26 protein-coding genes are annotated in these 19967 nt (G+C 47.8%); 8 read left to right on the forward strand and 18 right to left on the reverse strand.

Annotated features, from left to right (window positions below; all coding sequences use genetic code 11):
- The first annotated feature begins 14 nt into the window (after positions 1–14).
- The 4 genes from NQ510_RS12560 (at position 15) to NQ510_RS12575 (ending at position 2944) form a co-directional block, all read left to right on the forward strand.
- Complete coding sequence (locus tag NQ510_RS12560) at positions 15–608, forward strand: site-specific integrase (RefSeq protein WP_005824649.1); 594 nt, start codon at positions 15–17, stop codon at positions 606–608.
- A 44-nt stretch (positions 609–652) separates the two neighbouring features.
- A complete protein-coding gene (locus NQ510_RS12565; protein ID WP_005824647.1) occupies positions 653–1084 on the forward strand; it encodes a virulence RhuM family protein in 432 nt (143 codons plus the stop codon).
- Between the two features lie 99 nt (positions 1085–1183).
- Positions 1184–2089, forward strand: coding sequence for a phosphoribosyltransferase (locus NQ510_RS12570; protein WP_005824645.1), 906 nt, complete (start codon positions 1184–1186; stop codon positions 2087–2089).
- Positions 2090–2110: 21 nt separating this feature from the next.
- Positions 2111–2944, forward strand: coding sequence for a hypothetical protein (locus tag NQ510_RS12575; protein ID WP_005824643.1), 834 nt, complete (start codon positions 2111–2113; stop codon positions 2942–2944).
- A 328-nt stretch (positions 2945–3272) separates the two neighbouring features.
- On the opposite strand, the gene NQ510_RS12580 is transcribed toward NQ510_RS12575, so the two are convergent.
- Positions 3273–3557, reverse strand: coding sequence for a hypothetical protein (locus NQ510_RS12580; protein WP_005805442.1), 285 nt, complete (start codon positions 3555–3557; stop codon positions 3273–3275).
- A 577-nt stretch (positions 3558–4134) separates the two neighbouring features.
- On the opposite strand from NQ510_RS12580, the gene NQ510_RS12585 reads away from it, so the two are divergent.
- Both NQ510_RS12585 and NQ510_RS12590 read left to right on the forward strand, forming a co-directional pair.
- Entirely contained in the window at positions 4135–4365 is a 231-nt protein-coding gene (locus tag NQ510_RS12585) for a hypothetical protein (protein ID WP_005824632.1), read from the forward strand.
- Positions 4366–4384: 19 nt separating this feature from the next.
- Positions 4385–4978: a hypothetical protein gene (locus NQ510_RS12590; RefSeq protein ID WP_005824631.1), complete on the forward strand. Its 594-nt coding sequence runs from the start codon at positions 4385–4387 to the stop codon at positions 4976–4978.
- 178 nt (positions 4979–5156) lie between these two features.
- Here NQ510_RS12590 and NQ510_RS12595 read toward each other — a convergent pair whose 3' ends face one another.
- From NQ510_RS12595 to NQ510_RS12675, 17 genes are all read right to left on the reverse strand, one after another.
- Complete coding sequence (locus NQ510_RS12595) at positions 5157–5723, reverse strand: hypothetical protein (RefSeq protein WP_005824627.1); 567 nt, start codon at positions 5721–5723, stop codon at positions 5157–5159.
- Positions 5720–6163 carry a DUF3872 domain-containing protein gene (locus tag NQ510_RS12600; RefSeq protein WP_005824625.1) on the reverse strand — a complete coding sequence of 148 codons (444 nt, stop codon included), beginning with the start codon at positions 6161–6163 and terminating at the stop codon, positions 5720–5722. Before NQ510_RS12600 ends, NQ510_RS12595 begins: the two co-directional genes overlap by 4 nt.
- A gap of 9 nt (positions 6164–6172) precedes the next feature.
- On the reverse strand, positions 6173–6757 hold the full coding sequence (locus NQ510_RS12605; RefSeq protein WP_005824623.1) for a conjugal transfer protein TraO: 585 nt from the start codon (positions 6755–6757) through the stop codon (positions 6173–6175).
- 1 nt (position 6758) lies between these two features.
- Entirely contained in the window at positions 6759–7763 is a 1005-nt protein-coding gene (traN, locus tag NQ510_RS12610) for a conjugative transposon protein TraN (RefSeq protein WP_005824621.1), read from the reverse strand.
- Between the two features lie 50 nt (positions 7764–7813).
- Positions 7814–9238 carry a conjugative transposon protein TraM gene (gene traM / locus NQ510_RS12615; protein WP_005824619.1) on the reverse strand — a complete coding sequence of 475 codons (1425 nt, stop codon included), beginning with the start codon at positions 9236–9238 and terminating at the stop codon, positions 7814–7816.
- A 5-nt stretch (positions 9239–9243) separates the two neighbouring features.
- On the reverse strand, positions 9244–9534 hold the full coding sequence (locus NQ510_RS12620) for a TraL conjugative transposon family protein (RefSeq protein WP_005824617.1): 291 nt from the start codon (positions 9532–9534) through the stop codon (positions 9244–9246).
- A 2-nt stretch (positions 9535–9536) separates the two neighbouring features.
- On the reverse strand, positions 9537–10160 hold the full coding sequence (gene traK, locus NQ510_RS12625) for a conjugative transposon protein TraK (RefSeq protein WP_005824615.1): 624 nt from the start codon (positions 10158–10160) through the stop codon (positions 9537–9539).
- A gap of 29 nt (positions 10161–10189) precedes the next feature.
- Positions 10190–11191: a conjugative transposon protein TraJ gene (traJ, locus tag NQ510_RS12630; protein ID WP_005824613.1), complete on the reverse strand. Its 1002-nt coding sequence runs from the start codon at positions 11189–11191 to the stop codon at positions 10190–10192.
- Positions 11192–11197: 6 nt separating this feature from the next.
- Positions 11198–11827, reverse strand: a complete 630-nt coding sequence (locus NQ510_RS12635; RefSeq protein ID WP_005805469.1) for a DUF4141 domain-containing protein — start codon at positions 11825–11827, stop codon at positions 11198–11200.
- Positions 11828–11885: 58 nt separating this feature from the next.
- Positions 11886–12158: a DUF3876 domain-containing protein gene (locus NQ510_RS12640; RefSeq protein WP_005805471.1), complete on the reverse strand. Its 273-nt coding sequence runs from the start codon at positions 12156–12158 to the stop codon at positions 11886–11888.
- A gap of 6 nt (positions 12159–12164) precedes the next feature.
- Positions 12165–12524, reverse strand: a complete 360-nt coding sequence (locus NQ510_RS12645) for a DUF3876 domain-containing protein (RefSeq protein WP_005824611.1) — start codon at positions 12522–12524, stop codon at positions 12165–12167.
- 1 nt (position 12525) lies between these two features.
- Positions 12526–15030 (reverse strand): TraG family conjugative transposon ATPase, encoded by a 2505-nt coding sequence (locus tag NQ510_RS12650; protein WP_005824609.1) that lies wholly within the window; start codon positions 15028–15030, stop codon positions 12526–12528.
- Positions 15027–15344 carry a DUF4133 domain-containing protein gene (locus tag NQ510_RS12655; protein WP_005805476.1) on the reverse strand — a complete coding sequence of 106 codons (318 nt, stop codon included), beginning with the start codon at positions 15342–15344 and terminating at the stop codon, positions 15027–15029. The genes NQ510_RS12650 and NQ510_RS12655 overlap by 4 nt, the downstream gene beginning before the upstream one ends.
- A 38-nt stretch (positions 15345–15382) precedes the next feature.
- The gene (locus tag NQ510_RS12660) at positions 15383–15685 is read right to left on the reverse strand and encodes a DUF4134 domain-containing protein (RefSeq protein WP_005805478.1); all 303 of its coding nucleotides are present in this window, start codon (positions 15683–15685) and stop codon (positions 15383–15385) included.
- 61 nt (positions 15686–15746) lie between these two features.
- Positions 15747–16487: a hypothetical protein gene (locus tag NQ510_RS12665; protein WP_005824604.1), complete on the reverse strand. Its 741-nt coding sequence runs from the start codon at positions 16485–16487 to the stop codon at positions 15747–15749.
- The gene (locus NQ510_RS12670) at positions 16484–16879 is read right to left on the reverse strand and encodes a DUF3408 domain-containing protein (protein ID WP_005824601.1); all 396 of its coding nucleotides are present in this window, start codon (positions 16877–16879) and stop codon (positions 16484–16486) included. Before NQ510_RS12670 ends, NQ510_RS12665 begins: the two co-directional genes overlap by 4 nt.
- Before the next feature lie 2 nt (positions 16880–16881).
- Complete coding sequence (locus NQ510_RS12675) at positions 16882–17631, reverse strand: ParA family protein (protein WP_074668527.1); 750 nt, start codon at positions 17629–17631, stop codon at positions 16882–16884.
- A gap of 659 nt (positions 17632–18290) precedes the next feature.
- On the opposite strand from NQ510_RS12675, the gene mobA reads away from it, so the two are divergent.
- Positions 18291–18722, forward strand: a complete 432-nt coding sequence (gene mobA, locus NQ510_RS12680; RefSeq protein WP_034525451.1) for a conjugal transfer protein MobA — start codon at positions 18291–18293, stop codon at positions 18720–18722.
- Positions 18707–19963 carry a conjugal transfer protein MobB gene (gene mobB / locus NQ510_RS12685; protein ID WP_005825460.1) on the forward strand — a complete coding sequence of 419 codons (1257 nt, stop codon included), beginning with the start codon at positions 18707–18709 and terminating at the stop codon, positions 19961–19963. The genes mobA and mobB overlap by 16 nt, the downstream gene beginning before the upstream one ends.
- Positions 19964–19967: the final 4 nt, after the last annotated feature.

Genomic DNA, 19967 nt, shown 5'->3' on the forward strand with positions numbered 1-19967 from the left:
AGGAGAAAAAACAAATGTATATAGATTATCTAAGTAACAGCCGTACAAACGGGATGAATACCGGTCGTGAATACCTGACGATGGAAGAACTTGCAGCAATTATAAAACGGGAATTTGACAGTTCCCGTTTAGAAAAAGTCCGCGACCTGTACCTGTTCGCCTGCTATACCGGTCTGGTTTATCAAGACATCAAGAACTTGCAGCCATACAACATCATTACGGCAAAGGACGGTACACGCTGGTTATCAATCCGCCGACAGATGCACAGCAGTTCGTGGCAAATCCCCCTATTGGAAAACGCCTGTCAAATCATCGACAAGTACAAAGACAATGGAACAGAGAATCTTTTGCCCGTTCCGAGCATCCAAAAGGTCAACGCCTACTTGAAAGAGATAGCCTCACAGTGCGGTTTAGACCGGAATCTAAGTTTCCAGTCCGCCCGTTCCACCTTTGCCGTGACGATTGGCATAGCCAACAAAGTCTCCCCCGTGACCATTTCCAAACTGTTCGGCTTCCGGGACTACACCACCCGTTCCTCCCGTGTCTCCGACAAGCAAATCAGCAAAGAAATGCTTGAACTGTCCAAGAAACTTGCAACTAACAAATAAATTCAAGATATAAATAACTAATTTTACCCCCAAACAAAATCATTATGGAAAGAGGATACATACAAATCACAGAAGAAGAAATCGGCAAACCCATTGTCGAAGTCAAAATAGTAAACGGAACCGTGTGGATGTTCAAGCACGAAATCGCTCGTCTTTTCGACGTATACCTCCAGACGGTGGGCAACAACTTCCGTTCCATCTTTAAGTCCGGCGTGCTTCGTGAAGACGACGTAACGATGGAGCGCAAGATGAAGAACGAGAAAGGTCAGGACATCTACGTCACCTTTTACAATCTCGAAGCCATCATCTTCCTTAGTTACCGTATAGACTCCCGCTATGCCAAAGCCTTCAGGGAATGGGTGATGAACGCCCTTTGCGAATACAACCGCATGGACAAGAAGGCAACCGAGGTAATTGTCGTGTTCAATGCCGACACCCGCCATGCCTCCATCCAGTACCCGCAGATACCCAACTAAAATCCCCTAACACGGTAAATCAAAGCCTGATGCACAAATAAATGTATCAGGCTTTTTTCATATCCCCAAAAACCTCTACCTTTGAACAAACTATTGATTATGATTGAAAATCTTGTTGTTTCCGTCCCGTTTGAGGATTTAGACGACGCACCCATATACAACTATTTCCGGCTTTCAGAAATGCCCGGCGAGTTCCTGGTCATACAGAAAGAGAACGGCATGTTCTACTTCCTCTGTTCCCACGACTGCCCGATTGAGAAGATAAGCCGTTCCTTCGACTGGTACATTGTTTCCAAAGACAAATTCAACGACCACCTGACAATCGGCATCGGGTTGGCAGACAAAGAACCGATAGAGGGCGAACTCTACCGCCTTCAAGACGAAACCACCCTGAACCTTTGGCGTGACATACTCCGTTTTACATTCGAGGGTGACTTCGTCCGCCAGTTCTTTCCCTACGATACCTATTTCAAAGGCAAGGTGCGCTATGACGAAGCCTTGTGCTTCTATATTCACGATTATTACCCGACCCGGACAAAAGACCTGACCCCACATCAAAAAAAGGTCAGCAACTTAGTGTTCCGCTTTAAAGAAGGAACCGAGAACGCCGCCCCCTTGCTTGCCAAGATTTTCTCCCTCTGCATCGGTCGTATGCCCTTCTTCAAAGAAATGAAATCTCCCGTCCTGATACCTATCCCAGCCGCCACGCGCGAGCGCAATATTGCCCGCTTTGCCCGTTTTTGCAGCCTTCTGTCCCGCCGCCTGAAAATAGCGGACGGATTCCGTGCCATCTGGATTAAAGAAGACCGGGAACAACTCAAAGGAACTACCGGACACAATAAACTTTCCAATCTCATTTTCCACTCTGAATACATCAGGGGGAAAGATGTAATTTTGGTGGACGACATCGCCACCACCGGTCAGAGCTTCATCCAGATGAAACGTAAATGTATGCAGTTGGGTGCCAATTCGGTGGTGGGAGTATTTTTAGGAAAAACGGTTTAATTAATATAAAATATTATCTTTATGGCTAATAATGAAATCTGTGATTGTAAGACAGTTATCAAAGAATTATCTTCTTTGGATTTATTAAATTGTAGTGATAAAGACGTTCAGGCGATATTACAGAAATTATATGCCAAACCTATTGCTGCACCACTTTGTGATTATCCGGCTGATACTGTAATTGTTCGTGGAAGACCTATTACTTCAGCGGAACAAATAAAATATAAACATGAACTTTCCTACGTTCCTGCGGATAAAAACAAAAAATACCAGAGAGGGAGTACCCCTAACCAAACAATGTTTTATGGTATTCTTAGTGATACTAATGATACTCAATTAGTTGGATGCTTAGGAGAGATATGTGACTGCTTAAGAGAACCAAATCCACAAGATGGTGAATATTATGCTATTATTAGTTTTTGGATTGCTCGCGAAACTATATCGTTGTTTACAATTATAAATCCAGAATCACCAAGTAACAAATCTGATAATTTAAAGAGAATGGCAGAAGAACTTAATTTATTCATGGAAGAATACAAAGATTATTTTGATAAGGAAGATGTAATATCTTTGCAAAAATTTATGTATCACCAATATAATAAGAAAGCTCTTACAGAAAACGATTATTGGATACCAGCTCTTTTTACAATGGATTTAATAAAGTCGGAAAATATAGATGGCATTTTATATGAAAGTGCGCAAGTTGCTGATGAACAATTAGACAATGTATTATGCTTGGCAATAAAGCCGGAAAGCGCAGATAAAAAATTAAGTTTTCTATCGGCTGTAAAAGTAACAATTACAATAAAAGATGGAAAAGCAACGGTAAAAGGTGAACCCATTGACATTCAATAGATACCCATTGAAAGACAAGATAAATCCCGAAATCGTTACTCAAAATATATCCGAATTGAAAAGTAACGATTTAGTATATAATCAACTAATTAACAGATAGTTTACAACTCTTCCAGCGGTATAAAAGCCGTTTATCCGTCAAAAAGCCATTCCCCGTACTTTGTACTGGAAATCCCATTTTGCCTACCCATAACCGCAGAAAAGTATTCCGTTGGCCATCTGAATATGAATCTTCATCAGCCACCGGAACACCTTTCTTTTTTCGGTTATGCCAAAAGGTTGTTTTTATGATTGTTTTTATCCCATCCGGATAACAGCCGGAGCGGAATTATTTCTTTTCCAGCTTCCTCATAGCGTCAGCAAGAGCGACATCCATCGCTTCGTAATGATCGCTATCGTACTTCATTAGTCCGGCAAGCAGTCCGTTCAGCGTGTTTATGGCACTTGTCCCTTCTTCTGAACTTCCAGTCTTTGAAATCAGGTCGATAGCCGCACTCAAATCCCCCCGTAACTTTACGAGGTCACTAACTTTCTCAATTGGTAAGAGGTAGAACAGTTCTCCTTTATCTGTTCCTACAATCCCCTGCAACGGGGTTTCATGTAAATGTTCCATTATCATATGTATTAAAAAACGTGACACTGCCAATCACAGTTCCAAAGGCATCGCCAAACGCCCAACACAAAAGCAACTGACAGGTCACGTTAGTATATGACCGAGCTAGTTTACTTACCTTTGTGTTTTGAAATTGGCGATTTCTTGGAACGGTAAATAAACTTACTAAAAAGCGGAGGACTATTTATCCTCTCGTTGCAAAAGTAGGAAAATAATAGGATATTCCTTTGTGATTAAGATAAAAAGATAAAGCCAATATCTTATAAGATAACGGATAGCTCCCGGCGAGCTATCTTTTTAATGGTTATCACATGGCTTTTTTCTTCATTTTTCTCTCTATAATTTCTTCCTCGATTGCTCCTGCCAATCTAAAGGAAGCCAACTGTTAAGCTATGTTTCTTGTGCGAAGATAAACGGCAGTCTATTGCCGTTCAAATTTTTATTTGCAAAATCTCCAGCCCTACGGGTAGTATTTTACAAAAAAAATTTGCCCGTTCATATCCAGCCATCTTCCGATGCACACGAAACACAGCTCAACAGCCGGCTCCGATAAGGCATAAAAAAAAAGTCAGAAATTATGAAAAATGAAGAAAAAAATAGGAAACAGCAGCTTACGAGCCTTCCAATCAGCATAAATATTTTGAAAGTCGTTTTGATGGCGGCTGGTGTCTATTACTTCGGAGTGAAGTTCCTTTTTGCCATCCTTTTGTGGTGGGCAGTCCGTCAGATACTCCGTTTGTTCTTCATTACCCTTAAACTTCTGTTTTGGGGACTGATAGCCCTGTTCATTCTATACGCAATTATTTAATCACTAAACAACATATAATATGAAAGCCATATCCCAAATGACACAAGGAGAAAAGTTACAGACGATTTCAGAGTATACCCCATGCAAGATAGAACGTGAAATAGTGCTCCGTTACCTTTTGGCGGTACGCCATAACGATATACAGCAGATAGAATATTTTGAGAAATTCGGTAAAAGCATACGCCAGATTATCCTTAATGTCCATACCTACGAAAGAGCATTGCTTTTCGGTTATACAAGCAAGGATTTAAACGAACACGGTTGGTTAATTGGTATGTTACCCATCGTTGAGAAAATCGAAGTGGATAACTTTAACTGCATCCACATCGGTAAATCCCAAAACGGAACGTATGCCGTAGCTGTAGATTGGTGTACGGGAAGTGCCGGAGGTGGAAGCCATCCATCCGTATTTGACGAACCCATCAAAGACTACAAAGAGGCCGTCAGACAGGGTATTTGCCAGTTGGAACAGCAATACAGCAAGGCAGAACGCTATTCTGTTACCGATAGAAGCAATTATAATCCCAAAGTGATAAGCAAACTCAAAAATAAACTATTGGAACTGAAATCCCGGTACACCCAGCCCCAACAACTTACATTGGCGCTATTCTAAAAACAAAACCCTCTTGCCCATTATCAGGCAGGAGGATTTTTATTTTTATATAAGGGAAAAGCCTATTCAACCTCTTCTCCCCATAACTCCATATCAGTCGGCGCATGATATAAATCCCATCCGATGCACCCCCATATAGCAATAAGGAAGCCACAATAAACAAGCAAAGCAGTCATTACTACCTCAATTTAGTTAAAGGTTCAATCAACCTCTTCATGTCCTCACTCATCCGGCTTTGCTCATATTTGGATCGGCTTAAATTCTCAAAGACAATTTGTTTAGGCAGAACCTTATAACAAAAATAACTTGAACCGAAATAAGCCGCATTTTTCTCCGTAAACTGGATACGTTTGTCAAACAAAAGCATTTGCATCTCTTTATCCTTGAACAGACGTGCCGGAGCACTGCTGTTCAACCATAAATTAGATAAAATCAGTGCAAAAGGCTTTCCGAAAGATAAGCAACGTTCCACTACTTGCTGCTTTTTGCTGAAAGGAGGATTTGATACAATCATATCCCATTTCATTGGCTCATAATTAAAAAAGTCTTGCCCGGTGCAAATATGGGAATGGACAGTATTTATACCGGCAGCTTTCAGAGCAAGTATAAATTCGCTGTTTTCCGTATCAAACGGACACCATACGGTTTTATCCTTTGGTATGTACTTTATAATAGGAGCAACCGCATAAGCAGGAGTATATTGCTCATCACTGCTAAAGCGTGGATTATACCCGGCATAAATCATTCTTCCTCCTCCTTATCCTGACTTTCATTATTGAAGCTGAAAGATTTCTGTATCATTTGTCCGAAAGAATCGACCACATAAATATCAATCGTCTGCTGGTCAGTACTCATAGATTTATAATACAGACGGAATGTTTCCCTTTCCAGCGGATAGAGGTCATTCGGGAGAAGAACCGTCCCGTCTTCCAAGCGTAACTGCCCCTTGCCATCCGGTTGGAAGTAACGGATAAAATACTTCGTTTCCACATACGTGCCGCCTCTAACCAACTCACAACGTATTTCCGCTTCCTCGCCTATTACGATTTTATTCTGTACCGGCAGTGTCGCCATATCAAACTCATACACCTGCTGCACGTCCAACTTGTCGCTACAGGCTACTACACACACGATACCCGTCAACACAAGACCGAGCACGAATATTGTTTCAAACATCTTCTTCATATACCTTTATTAATTGATTAAGAATTTAAGCCCCAGACCGAACTGAAAATGAAACTTACCCGTATCACTTCCCCACAAGCACCGCTCGCGGGCGTTCAGTAGCAGCACCACCCGGTTACTCAGATAACTTTCCAGTTCCAGCGATACAGCACCCCCATAGACAAAATTATCACCGCTTCGCAGGGTAGAACCGTCATAGAGCAGCTTTTCTCCCCAATTATTGGTTTCATATCCCGCCAATGCCGATCCGCCCAGCGAAAGCAGAAATACCTTGTTCGCATCCGAAAGAAAAGTATAGTAATACCCACCCTCCGCAGTAAATTGCGAGGTAGGTATGCGGATAGCCTTATACGGATGATACTTTTGCAGATACTCCGCACCGAACACCCACCGGTTGCAATGTCTGGTATAAGTATCCAGCGACAACCCGAAAGAATACCCCAGCTCATTACGTTTATCGGGCGAATGGAAACCGTCCGCCATTCCTCCCGTAACCCGGATGCCACGCATACCAGGCAGGCAGCGTTGGGCGTATGCCTTGTCCGTCAGGACAAAGCACACTACCATACACAATAAAAATAGAACCTTCTTCATCTTATTTCATTTTCAGTTCGTTAATCACTCTTGCACGGATTAGTTCCGCATTTCCGATTACAAATTTCTGATGGCGTCCGCCCGCCTGCTCATTCATTTCCACCACCAGCTCCTTATCGTCCGGCAACGTAAATTTAGGCAATGTAAAGACCGTTCTCTCCCTGCTCTTCCCGTTGACCACCGTTACATAATTGTACGCACGCAGCGGAACAATCACCTGTTCCTGAATGGCTGTACGTTTCGCAATCTTTCTGTCCACCACCTTAAAAGTGATATAGTCCACATGAAAAGGCACGTTGGACGAGTTTTTCAACTCCGTATGGAAATACAGTAACCCGTTGTGCGTATAAATCCCTTTCAACGTATATTGAATACCGAACCTTTTACAGCCGATATGCTTCACCAGTCTGTCATTGTTGGCATGGATAGACTTCATTATCAGCCGTACCAACAACGGCGATTCGCTGCCCAATTCTTTCAGATAAACCTCCATCGAGTTATTCGGTCGGTTCACCGCTTCGCCGTCATGGATAAAGTCCTTCATCTCGATATTCAACTTCGTAGGCTCATCCGCATACTTGACATTAAACGTGTAATAACTGCCATCCTCCGTAATCACCGCAAGATTGGTTTCCCGTGAGAAATCACGCAGTGCCGCTTTCACACGCAGCACATTTTCCGAACCGTCCGCTTTTCCGGCGATAATGTCCGCAGAACCCAAATCCACATAACGGATAGCCGCAGGAAAAATCAGATGTACCGTTTTACTGAAAGTCACTTCTAACCCATAGGGAGGAACCATCCGGTCAAAAGTCACCGTCCGGGTAAGTCCTTCGTACAAATCCCCCGTAGAAGGACTTTTGCGCACCTCTTCCTCGCTTGCATCTTCCTCTTCAGCGGCAACCGCTTCCGTTTCCTGTTGCACCTTTTCCACTTTCACTGTCTTTTGTGCGTATGCACCCGATACACTTGCACAAAAGGCAAGCATCAAAATCAACTTTTTCATAAATACTTCTTTTTAATTTGTTTATAATTGGATTTTTTAGTGGTATATCTCTACTGTCCCGGCAGAAGATAAAACTCATGGTTAGCTTTGAGCGTCACCTTTACCGTTCGGAACTTCTTCGCCAGATATTGCGACGCCCCCTGAATGACACCCTTTCCCAAGTCCGCAGCCAGTTGTGCTCCGGCATCTTCCGTGATGGTGATACTCGTTCCGAGTGACGACCCCATGTTCGCCGCCATCTCCTTCACCGCGTTCAGTTCCTCCGATTCAGGCACAAACACCCCCTTCATACCTTTTGTATCATATACATCCAGATTGATGGGCGTCACACTCTCCCCGTAACTGACCGAACTCACCTTTATCTCCATCCGTTCACCGTTGACTTTTGCTGTACCGGTAACCATTGTTCCCGATGGCACATACTGTTCTCCCGCCATCATCGGCTCCAACAACCGGAGTTGCACTTCCTTCCCGTCCGTCAGCGTGACGGTCTGGTACACACAGGCACGGATAGTATTCTTCGCAAGACCCTCCACCTCCGTTTGTACCGTATTGAATCCCAGATTACGAGGCTTACTGTACACCCTCACAAAATCCGCATCACTCATCGGCGGAGCCAGTAGCGACACCACTCTCTCCTTTACCTGTCCCACCGGCACAGTGACAGTTCGGGCATTTCCCGTGCCCTTGTTCCCGGCGGTGGCAACCTCTGCCTTTTCCGGTTGCCCGTTACCGTTCTGTCCCGGCATATACTTTGCCGCCAGTTGGTACGACTTCTCCATCAGTTCCAGTTGTTCATCCGCAGCCGTTTTTCTCTGCTGTTCTTCCTCCTTCATCCGTTCCAGTTCCTGAATCCGCCATTCCAGTTCCAACTGCTTCTGGTCATCTTCCGGCTCCTTCTGTTCCTGGTAGAAAGTACCCAACTGCTTGTTTATATCCTTATAAGCAACCGCCGAAGAACGGATCGGCGAATTACCCGTGCGTAGTGCAGGTTCCGGCGGCAGTTCTTCCATTGAATCCCCGATAGGGGCTTCCTCCGTCTGCCCGATGGCAATCTCAAAGTCCTGCAAAGTCCCCATTTTCGACTTCTGCTGTTTCTCGAAGGCATCCCGCTCGTATGCTTCCTTCTTGTCATCCAGCAATCCCTTTTCTTTGGGGAGCGGCACGTCGATATTGAATCCCTGCTGCTCTTCCTTTTCCTCTCCACCCGAAGAAGGAGCGAAAATCAGCCACATGGCACCCGCGAACACGAGAAACATCAGCGGATACACCAGCATCTTCTTTCTCCGTTGGGCTTCCGCCGGTGTCAACTCCTTGCGTTCCTTCTCTTTCGGCTTCTCCTTTTTCTCTGCCGGTTGTCGGGCTGCATCCTCTCCGGCAGTTTCCCGGACTTCCTCCGTCACCGTTTCCTCTTCTATCTGTACGATACCTTCCTCCAGTACCGTACCTTCCTCATTGATATGATTATCTTCCATTTTTTTTACTTTATCATATTATTACTCCCTGAACTCTCCCGAACGGGATAAGGGACACTATCCGCCTGCTGATGCAGTTTCATTTGTTCGATATGCTCGATCTGCAACCGTTCGCCTTCCTCTTTTCCCATCCGGTAAATACCCGAAACCGTGAAATAGATAGACAACGCACTGAATCCTAACAACATCGTGAGCGTGACTGCCAACTGCTTTCCCGGCGTCAGCCTTCCGCACATACGGCGCAGACCATCATCCATCCGGTCTTGCCATTCATTGATTTTCTTCCGTATCATCATGCCTATCTTTCCAGTACCCGTACATCCTTGTTTTCCAGAATCTCGAACCGCTCCATCGTGAACCCGTGCGGGTTATTGTCCGACCGTACCGAATTGATTAATCCGCACCGGGTAACAAGGCTTCGTTCCGTCACATTACTTGCACGGATAATCATCTGCCGCGCGTACATCGTCACCTGATAAGGATAGCGGTCAAAGTCGCACGCCATGCTGTCCACCTGCAAAGTCTGGTTGATATTCGCCGAGATAATCCGGTTATAATATCCCTTCTCGCTCCAATCCTTGTAGTACCTGAAAGCACTCTCATCGCAGAGGAACAGCGCCCTTCTGATATTTCCCTCTATCGCATCCTTGTCCGGCGAAAGCGTGAAGAACAACTCATGAAACCGCTTCACGTGCTCTTTCGCCTCCACCGGTCTGTTTTGCGAAAGGTCTTGTGACAGAGCCAGCATCAGCGACTTACCGTTATCCAATACATAAATCTTCTCCCTCTGCTTTTGCGCAAAGCTGTACGAACTCCAGATGCTGTACCCCGCCACCAGCGTACACAGCACGAGGAATACCAAAGCAATCATCCGGATTTGCCGGAAACTGCTCTCTATATTCTTTAAACTCTTAAATTCCATCTTAATAAGATTATTTGATTTTCAACTGATTATTTACCTCTTAACTTTCCCGAAACATGACCGACGGCAGCTCCCGTCACTGCCGCAGCCCCTTTGCCGCCTTTCAGTCCCCACGAATTGACCTGCTTCCCGTAACTTCCCGCACCACCGTTCTGAATGATCCATCCCGATACGGTCGGAATCGTGAAATACCCGATAATCCCTATCAACATGAATATTATGTAAGCCGCATTCGAAGCATCCGGTATAAAATTCGGGTCTTCCAGTGCCACAATATCCTTTTCCAGCATCAATACCTGAATACGGGCAAGCACCGCACTGAACAAGTCCGAAACCGGCAGCCACAAATAAATCCCGATATACCGGGTGAGCCATTGCGTCAGCGTCGCCTGAAATCCGTCATAGACGGAAAGAGCGAAGGCGAGCGGCCCCAAAATGCTCAACACGATTAAGAAAAATGTCCGTATCGTGTCCAGTATCAGCGAAGCAGCCTGAAAGAGCAGCTCCATCACCCAGCGGAAAGCATCCCGGATATTCTTCTTCAGTTCATACCCCGTTCTTTTCATTTGCATCCCCATCATGATACCCAGCGATTCCGGCGACCATCCCAGCTCGTCGATCTTCTTGTCAAATTCAGCGTCCGAAACGAGATACGCCGTTTCCGGATTCCTCACCATCGCCTCATATTCCAGTTTCTCCCGTTGCTGGCTGTACTTCTCTATATTGAGCGTCTGCCCTTGCAGGATATTGTTGCAGCCCTTGACCACCGGACTCAGCACCGTATTGATAGTCCCCAATACAAAAGTGGGAAAGAACATGATGCACAGCCCCACCGCAAACGGACGCAACAGTGGATATACATCCACCGGTTCCGCCCTCGCCAGAGCCTGCCATACTTTGGCAGCGATAAAGAACAAGGCACCCAGCCCGGCAACGCCCTTTGCCACCCCAATCATATCACCGCAGAGCGGCAACATCTCCGCGTACAGATTCCGCAGAATCTGGTGCAAGTTTTCAAATTCAGCATCCATGACCGTTTACCAATATCTTTCGTTAGCACTTCCATACAAGGACAAAATCCTTTTGGTATCATTTTTCTCTTTCGCACGCAGGTAAGAAACCGAGATGTTCCGGTTCGTGTAGTACGCCACCAGATTGCGGTAATCCTTCACATCCCTGTACACCCGGTCTATCACGTCCATGCGTTCCTTGTCGCTCATCGACAGCCCGTTTGCGTTGACTACCGTTTTCAGTTCCTCCAACAGTCCGCTGCTTTCTTCCAGCAACTTCGTATATCCGAAAGCGATGGCGTTCAGTTCCCCCGGTGTAAAATTCGGGTCGGATAGCATCTTCTGATAGTTCGTCACATACATTTCCGAAATATCCCCGACGAGCAATACCGTCTGTTGCACCTTCCGGGCATCCTTCACTAAATTGTGTACAGATTTCAGTGCGTCGTAATATTTTTTTCCCTGTTCAAACACCTTTGCCGTTTCCTTGAAACCGTTCAGCGTATTGTTGGCAGTCGTCGAAGTCTGTATAATCTGCTTGGCAGAATTGATGATACCTTGCGCCAGATTTCCGGGATCGGTAACCACCCATTGCGCTTTCGCCTCATGGCAGAAGCACGCTGCACTGATGCAGAGCACAAATAAGATTCTTCTCATAAATACATCTTTTTAATTGTTCGTAATTGGATTTTTTAGTGGTAACGGCAGAAGAGCATCACAGCTCGTCCGCCCGGACATATTCCCCTTCCGTAGAGAGGTATAACAGATCCTTTTCCTCGTCATAGCCTAACAGTATTTCCCCAAACAGATCAACGGATAGTCCCCGCCCGGTTTGTTCTATTTTGTTTACTATCACCGTATCGGGATTATAGACTATGGCAAGGCAGAAATTCCTGCCGTCGTGGAACACCTGCACCGGTGGGGAGTGCAGGTTACTTTTCCATGCGCCACAGATATTTCTGACCGGAAACCTACGGTTAGCTTTCATGGCTTCCTACTGTTTCCGGACATACTCCCCATTGGTTGAAAAGGTCAATATATCCCTTTCCTGATGGTAAGTCATATCAATATGAAACCCCGTGTCGATAAACATAGCCCCACCTTTCTGTTGGATCACATACGTTTCCGGCACCGTTCTTCCCGTCATTCCCCTTTTGGCAAAAAGGGTCAGCTTGTAGCACTTCCCGTCTTTGGCAATCCGTATATCCGGTTTCCCGATGGCACTTTTCCATTCCCCGCACAACCGGTTCATATCCGTTTGCGGTTCGGTGCAGGCTTCCGTCAGCAGGCACATGACCCCGGCGAGCAGCACCGACAATGTTCTCATCTGTTTCTCATTAAATAGATACTTCATTTCAATCCTGTTTTTTTTGTTTTTTACTTTCCGCCAGTTGCTTGATAGCCAGTTCGATATTCCCCCCTAATTTCTCCGCCAACTGCATCACTTCCAGTTTCTCCGTTTCCTCCGTCGTATAAGTCAAATACTCCTGCATCGACACCTCCGTGGCATAGACCGCCGACTGCACGCCGCCCAGCCCGAACCACACCTCCTTATACTTCCTCGATGCCGCATTTGCCATATTGATAGAGAGGATTTGCGCCTTCTCCTTGTCCGTCAGCCCCAGCAACTCCTGAATTTTCGAGAACTTGTTCATGTACTTGCGTTGGTCGAGCAGAATCTTGCAATCCGAGTTATTGATAATACTCTCCTTGACAATAGGCGAAGAAATAATATCGTCCACCTCTTGCGTTACCGTCACCGCCTCCCCGAAAAACTTTCGGACAGTCTTGTACAGATAGCGCATATATTCCGCCATCCCTTCCCGTGTCAGTGCCTTCCATGCCTCCTCGATGATTATCATCTTTCTTACCCCTTTCAACCGGCGTAACTTATTGATAAACATCTCCATAATAATGATAGTAGTCACCGGAAAAAGGATGGGATGATCCTTGATAGAATCGATTTCGAATACCACGAACCGCTTGTCCAGCAAGTCCAGCTGCTTGTCCGAGTTCAGCAGAAAATCATACTCGCCGCCCTTGTGGTAAGGTTCCAGTACATTCAGGAAATTGGTGATGTCGAACTCCTTGTCGCGTACCCCCTTCGCATCCAGTATCGCCCGGTAGTCCGTGTCCACAAACTCGTAGAAAGTGTCGAAAGACGGCACAAGGCTGTCATCATACTTGATCCGGTCAATGAACAAGGCAACCGCATTGGACAGCGCTACCTCTTCCGAGCGCGACGCCGGTTCATTGTCCTTCTTCCAGAGCGTCAGGAGCAATGTCTTGATAGATTCCTTTTTCTCCACGTCAAACACCTTGTCCTGCGTAAAGAAGGGGTTGAAACTGATCGGGCTTTCCTCCGTATAGGTGAAATACACCCCGTCGTCCCCGTGCGTCTTTCTCCGTATCATCTCGCACAGCCCCGAATACGAATTACCCGTATCCACCAGCACGATGTGCGCCCCCTGTTCCCAATACTGCCTCACTAAATGATTCATAAAGAATGACTTCCCACTACCCGAACCGCCCAGCACGAATTTATTGCGGTTCGTAATGATCCCCGTCTTCATCGGCAAGTCCGAAATATCCACATGAATCGGCTTCCCGCTAATCCGGTCAGCCATCTTTATCCCGAACGCACTCGGCGAACTCTTGTAATTTGTTTCCTCGATAAAGAAACAGAGAGCCGGTTCGATGAATGTATAGAAACTTTCCTCCTCCGGAAAGTCCCCCGCATTTCCCGGCATCGCCGCCCAATACAGCGTAGCCGCGTCCACCGTGTTATGCCTTGGCTTACATTCCATCAGCGCCAACTGGCTGCCCACATCGTTGCGAATATTCTTCAGTTCCTCCGCATCATCCGACCACGCCATCACATTGCAGTGGCAGCGTACCGACGTCAGCGAATAACTGTGCGCCTCGTTCAGATAGAGGTCTATCCATTCCTTGTTAATCTGGTTCGACCGGCTGTAGCGGGAGAGCGACTGCATGTTTCGTGCCGTCTTCTCGAACTTCTTCAGGTTCTCGTTGCTGTCATCAATGAAAATATATTGGTTCACAATATGGTTGCACGACAACAGCAGCCCGATGGGAGCCGCAAAGCACAACCGGCAGTCCGAGCGGTCAGTCGATAACTTCTCGTACCGCATATCCGTGCCCACCTTTCCCGGCACATCGTCCACGTCCGAGAGCGTATGCACGCACAGCTTCTTGTCGCCGATGCGCAGCCCGTCCGTTCCTAACTCCATATCTTCCAGTGTCGTCGTATCTTCCAGCGAGAGCGAGAAATATTTCTCGATCAGTCCCGCACCCTTGTCCGTACCTACGATTTCATCCGTGCCCAACCGTACCAGCCGGACAAGTCCCGAATCGTTCACGATCTGTTCGAACTGTCCCACCGCTTCCAGAAAGCGCGTAGTCATCTCCTTGTTCACCTCTTTCGGCACGATAAACCCGCGGCACAGCGATGAAAAATTACTTTGCATCCTTGCCCGTTCCTTCGTCGTTTTCGTCAGGAACAGATAACACCCGTGATTGAGGAACGGACGTTCATTGAAGTGCATCTCGTAACAACGGGAGAGGAAACTAAGGCTATCCTTATCCGTTTTCGGCTGGTAATTCTCCTTGATAAACCAGTCCTGCTTGTGTACCACCGAATAGTTCGGCAATACCTTGATTGCTTTCGCCCATGTGGAATGTATCGTTTCATATTCCGGTGTGGTGACCGTGAACAACTCCGGCAGTTCCACCCGGAAGGCGACGGTAATATCCGCATCCTTGCTGATGATGCAGTCCCGTTCCACCGCAAGCAACGGGAATTTGCTTTCTATCGTGGCAGCTTTTAGTACATTTCTCATTTTCTTCTCTTTTTGAATAATTTTCGGGGAGTGATCCTGTTAATCAGGAAGCGGGGATGCTGCCGGGACGAGAGCAGTTTCATCAGTCCGTGTTCGCCGTATTTCTCATTCAGCGCAAATGTAGCCCATACCAGTACCGAAGCCGTGACAACACCGAACCCGATGCAAATCCACTGGTTGATACCCACCATATACAGGATGATGAACACTACAAATACCGCGAGCAATCCGGCAGCGAACAGGAACAGATATTGCGCTTTCAGTCCTTTAAATTCAGCACTTTTCCCAATCCCCTTGTTTAGTTCAAATTCCATTCTCTATTTTCATATATTGTACGCGTACATTATATAAATTACAAGAAGAACGACCTCAAAATAGTAGCCGCCACAATCAGGAAAATACAAGCTCCAAACCAACTTGCGGCAACTTTACTCGTGTCGGGATCGCCCGATGAAAATTTGTTATAGACTTTTACCCCGCCAATCAATCCGCAGACCGCTCCGATAGCGTACACTAACTTCGTCCCCGGGTCAAAATATCCCGTTATCAGGTTCGTTGCCTCCGTTATCCCTGCTTGTCCGTTACCCTGTGCATAAGTAGCGCCCACAGCCACAAACAGAGCGGCGGCAGCTAAAAGAAATTTCTTTGTATTCATAAACACTTGTTTTTTATGGATGCAGGGCTGGATAACCCCGCATCCGGTTATTAATAATTGGTTACACAATGTCATATATATTGAAGTCTTCCGGAACCTCCCCGTCAGCCTCATTGCCGTTATCATCCGTTCCGTCGGACTGTTCCTGCCGGTAGTTCTCCATGTGCAGGTTTATCAGTTCCGTCACCCTTTCCGCCCGTTGCGGGTGGCTGGCAACCAACTGCTCGAACATGTCCGTATGTTGCAGTTCCGTCAGTGTCCTTCCGGCTTCCTGTTCCTCCTGTTCGCTCACCGTTTCCTTTGCCTTTCCCAGCACTTTCACGGCGGCGCACATATCCTCAAAACTCACCCCCGAAGCCATTGCCCCCGGCTCGCTGCATCCTTGCAGTTCCTCGTCTTCCTCCTCATAATCCAGCGACACATCAATGTCCATCGGTTCATTGTCTGCCCCCTCCGGTAGTGCATCGTTGAATATCCCATCCAGTTCTTCGTCAGGCACTTGCAACGGGTGTTTTTCCGGTTCGGCGACAAAAGTATCATCTTTTTCAACTCCTTTTTCGCTTTCATTTTCCGTGGCTTTGAGTGGCTTCAAAGTGGCATCGAGTGGCACCGTTACCGGAAGTACAAAATGGCTTTTCCCCAGAATCCCGGCTACCGGCGCATCCTTTCGGGGCAATATCGCCGCAGCGTTTCGCGCCGCCTTCCGTCGCTTCCATTTCTCATAGTGCAGATAGACCGCAGCCCATAGCACATACAGGATGGCAAGCCCGAACAGCAGTATAAGTTCCACATCCTTGCTCATATCAGATCCTCCCTCTTTTGCCGGTACAGTTCGTTAATCTCTTCCTTGTGCCTTTCCAGATGTTCCGCCAGTACCGTATCTATATAGCCGCCCACCGTTATATCCTTGTCCGCTATCACATGCACCAGTCGGGAGATGACCGCATGAATCTGCCCGCTGATATACACGCACTGCCGTGTTTTCAGCTCGTTCCGTTTCAGGAACTTTTCGCCGTACTCCGACAGTCCCCGTTTCTTTCCCTTTCCCGCTTCCCGGTTCTCCTTCGCCCGTTCCACCGCTTGCAGTGTTCCGCCCGTTTGTTGCGGTTCCGTCGTCTTGAACGACGAGATGATGAAGTTCTCGTCAATCTCATCCAGATTGACGTCCTCTTTCAGTTTCTTCGCCATACGCATCCCTATTGAATCAGTTCCAGTATCTCATCAATAATCTCGTTCAGGTTGCTGCCCCTCACCAGTGCCTTGTCCGCCGGAAAGATAGTCGAGCGGAACAGCGCCTTGTGCCCGGCGGACAACTCCCGCCGGAACCGCTTGCTGTCCGGCAGGAAAGTCTTCAGTACCGACAACCCCAAGTCACGGATCACCTCCTCATACACATCGTACAGTTCCGACTTCTCCCGTCCGTCCACCATGTTCCAGAGCAGGTGCATCCCTTGGATTTTCGACTTCCCCGTAGTAATCAGCGTATCGTTCAGCACCACCACGAAGCGGAGCGTGCTCTCCATCACCACCCGGTCAGCCGATATAGGGGAGAAGATATAGTCCATCCGTGCCAGTGTGCGCACCACGCCGCCGTTGTTGATAGTTCCCGGCAGGTCAAAGAAGATAAAGTCAAAGTCCGTGTCCGCCAGTTCTGCAGCTCTCGTCACCGCATCCTCCGGTGTGCTCTCGATCACCGGATACGCCTTCTTTTTCAGTCGTTGCACCTGCTCGTATGCCATCCGCTTGTAGTACGGATCGTCCATTGCCATTTTCAGGTCACGTTCCCGCATCTCCACGATGCTGTGTTGCGGATAGTCACAGTCCACCACGGCAACATTATAATCCATTACATAGTGCAGGTAACTTGCCACCAATACGGTCAGCGTTGTTTTACCGGCTCCTCCCTTTTGGGTGGAGAAAGCGATGTACTTCGGTTCCTTTTTCATACGTTCAATTTTTAAATCGTTCATTATTCAATTCATTATCTCAATATTTCCTTATCTCTTTACGTCATCCTTTCCCTGTTTCCGTGTAGCATTGCATCACCACTGTACCGTTTCATCATGGAAGAACTTCTCCGTTTCACCACTGACGAACTTCATCATTTCCATACGTCAGTACGACAATGCTTCACTACAACAGCACGTCAGTACATCACCATTGGAGAACATCACCGCCTCACTGTTTCCGTGCCTCAAAAGAATGGCAGCGCAAATAAACGACTAATTGAACTCCCCTGTATCACTTTGAAAATCAGTGGCATCAACTGGCACCAAAGTGGCACCGAGTGGCACCGTTACGGGTTCTTCCGCCCGTTTCCGTCCCCCTAACTTTGCATCGTTAAGCAGTCCGGGTTGCAACCGCCGCCCTTGCCGTCTGTCGCTAACCCTAATCTGACCGGGTACGGTCAGATTTTTATGTTCACCCGAACATAGCAAGCTGTGTTTTTTGCTGCACGAAACAAGTTCTGCCGCAAAAAACGCTTGCCCCTTTTCCGATGGAGAAAGGGGAACAATTACCTCCGAAGTCGGTAATTGTGGGGAGAGAGTGGCAGGGCGTAGCTACTCCGCCGGGCTGTCATTGTACCACTAAAAAAATCGTATGTATGAATGATGAAAAAGAAAAAAGCCGCCGCAAGGGTGGCAGAAATCACAAGACCAACCCCGCCGTTTACCGCTACACGGTCAACTTCGATGCCGTCGAACACGCCCGTTTCCTTACACTTTTCGAGCAGTCCGGCTTGCGCTCTATGGCACAGTTCATTGCCGCCCGTGTCTTCTCCGAAGAATTTCGGGTAGTCCGTACCGACCGTGCCGCGCTCGAATACGTCGCCAAGCTCACCGCATTGTACCAGCAGTTCCGTGCCGTGGGCGTCAATTACAATCAGGCGGTGAAGGAACTCCACGTCCATTTCTCCGAGAAAAAAGCCCTCGCCATGCTTTACCGATTGGAGAAATCCACACTGGAACTGATAGAGTTGAGCCGTAAGATTGTCGAACTGTCCAATACCTTTGAGAGCCGATGGTTGCGAAAATAAGTACCGGACAATCCCTTTACGGTGCCCTTGCCTACAACCAGGACAAGGTGGACGAAGGTCATGCCCGTGTGCTTGCCGCCAATCTCGTCCTGCAACCCGAAGACGGGCAGTTCCGCATCGGCGACTGCATGGACGACTTCCGGCGGTGGATGCCGTCCCACTACCGGACGGAGAAGCCCGTTATCCACATCTCCCTCAATCCGCACCCCGACGACGTGCTCACCGACGAACAGCTCACGGCCATCGGCGAAGAATACATGCGTAAATTGGGATATGGCGACCAGCCCTATCTGATTTTCAAGCACGAGGACATCGAGCGCAGGCACATCCATATCGTCAGCCTCCGGGTGGACAGCACCGGCAGGAAGATCAACGACAGCAACGAGTACCGCCGCAGCAAGGCAATCACCGAAGAACTGGAACAGAAGTACAACCTCCATCCGGCGGAAGGACAGAAACAGGGCGACGACTGGCAGCTCACCGCCGTGGACAGCAGCAAAGGCAACCTGAAAAAACAGATCGCCAATGTAGTGAAACCCCTCTTGAAGATGTACCGCTTCCAGTCCGTGGGCGAGTTCCGAGCCTTGCTTTCCCTGTACAACATAAGTATGGACGAAGTCAAAGGCGAAGTCGACGGCCGCCCTTACCACGGCATCGTGTACTCCGCATTGGACAAGGACGGCGAAAAGACCGGCACACCGATCAAGTCCTCCGTCCTCGGCAAGACCACCGGCATTGCCGCCATCGAAAAACAGATGCAGCAGTCCGCCACGGCAATCCGGGACAAGCAGCTCAAAGAGCGTACCCGCCGCATCGTTTCCGCCGCCATGCAGCGCACCCGGACAGAGTCCGCTTTCCGCAGGGAACTCTCCGCACAGGGCATCGACCTCGTATTGCGTCGCAACGAAGACCACCGTATCTATGGCGTTACCTTCATCGACCACCATAGCCGGGTAGTCCTGAACGGCTCCCGTCTGGGCAAAGACTTCTCCGCGAATGTCTTCAACGAATATTTCAGCAGCGGAGAGGAACCGCAACCGCAGCAGGAACAGCCAACCGTCACCGGCAACCATACCGGACAGCGACCATCAGCAGATACTCGCACCGGTACGACTGCCGCAACATCCGCCGACGGCGGTCTGCTTTCCCTTTTCTCTCCCGACCCCGTACTGCCCGACCGCGAGCCTCCGCTTCCCCGGAAGCGCAGGAAGAAGCGTCGCCGTTACGGACGTCAGGACTAACCCC

This window comes from Bacteroides uniformis (assembly GCF_025147485.1).
Taxonomy (GTDB): Bacteria; Bacteroidota; Bacteroidia; order Bacteroidales; family Bacteroidaceae; genus Bacteroides; species Bacteroides uniformis.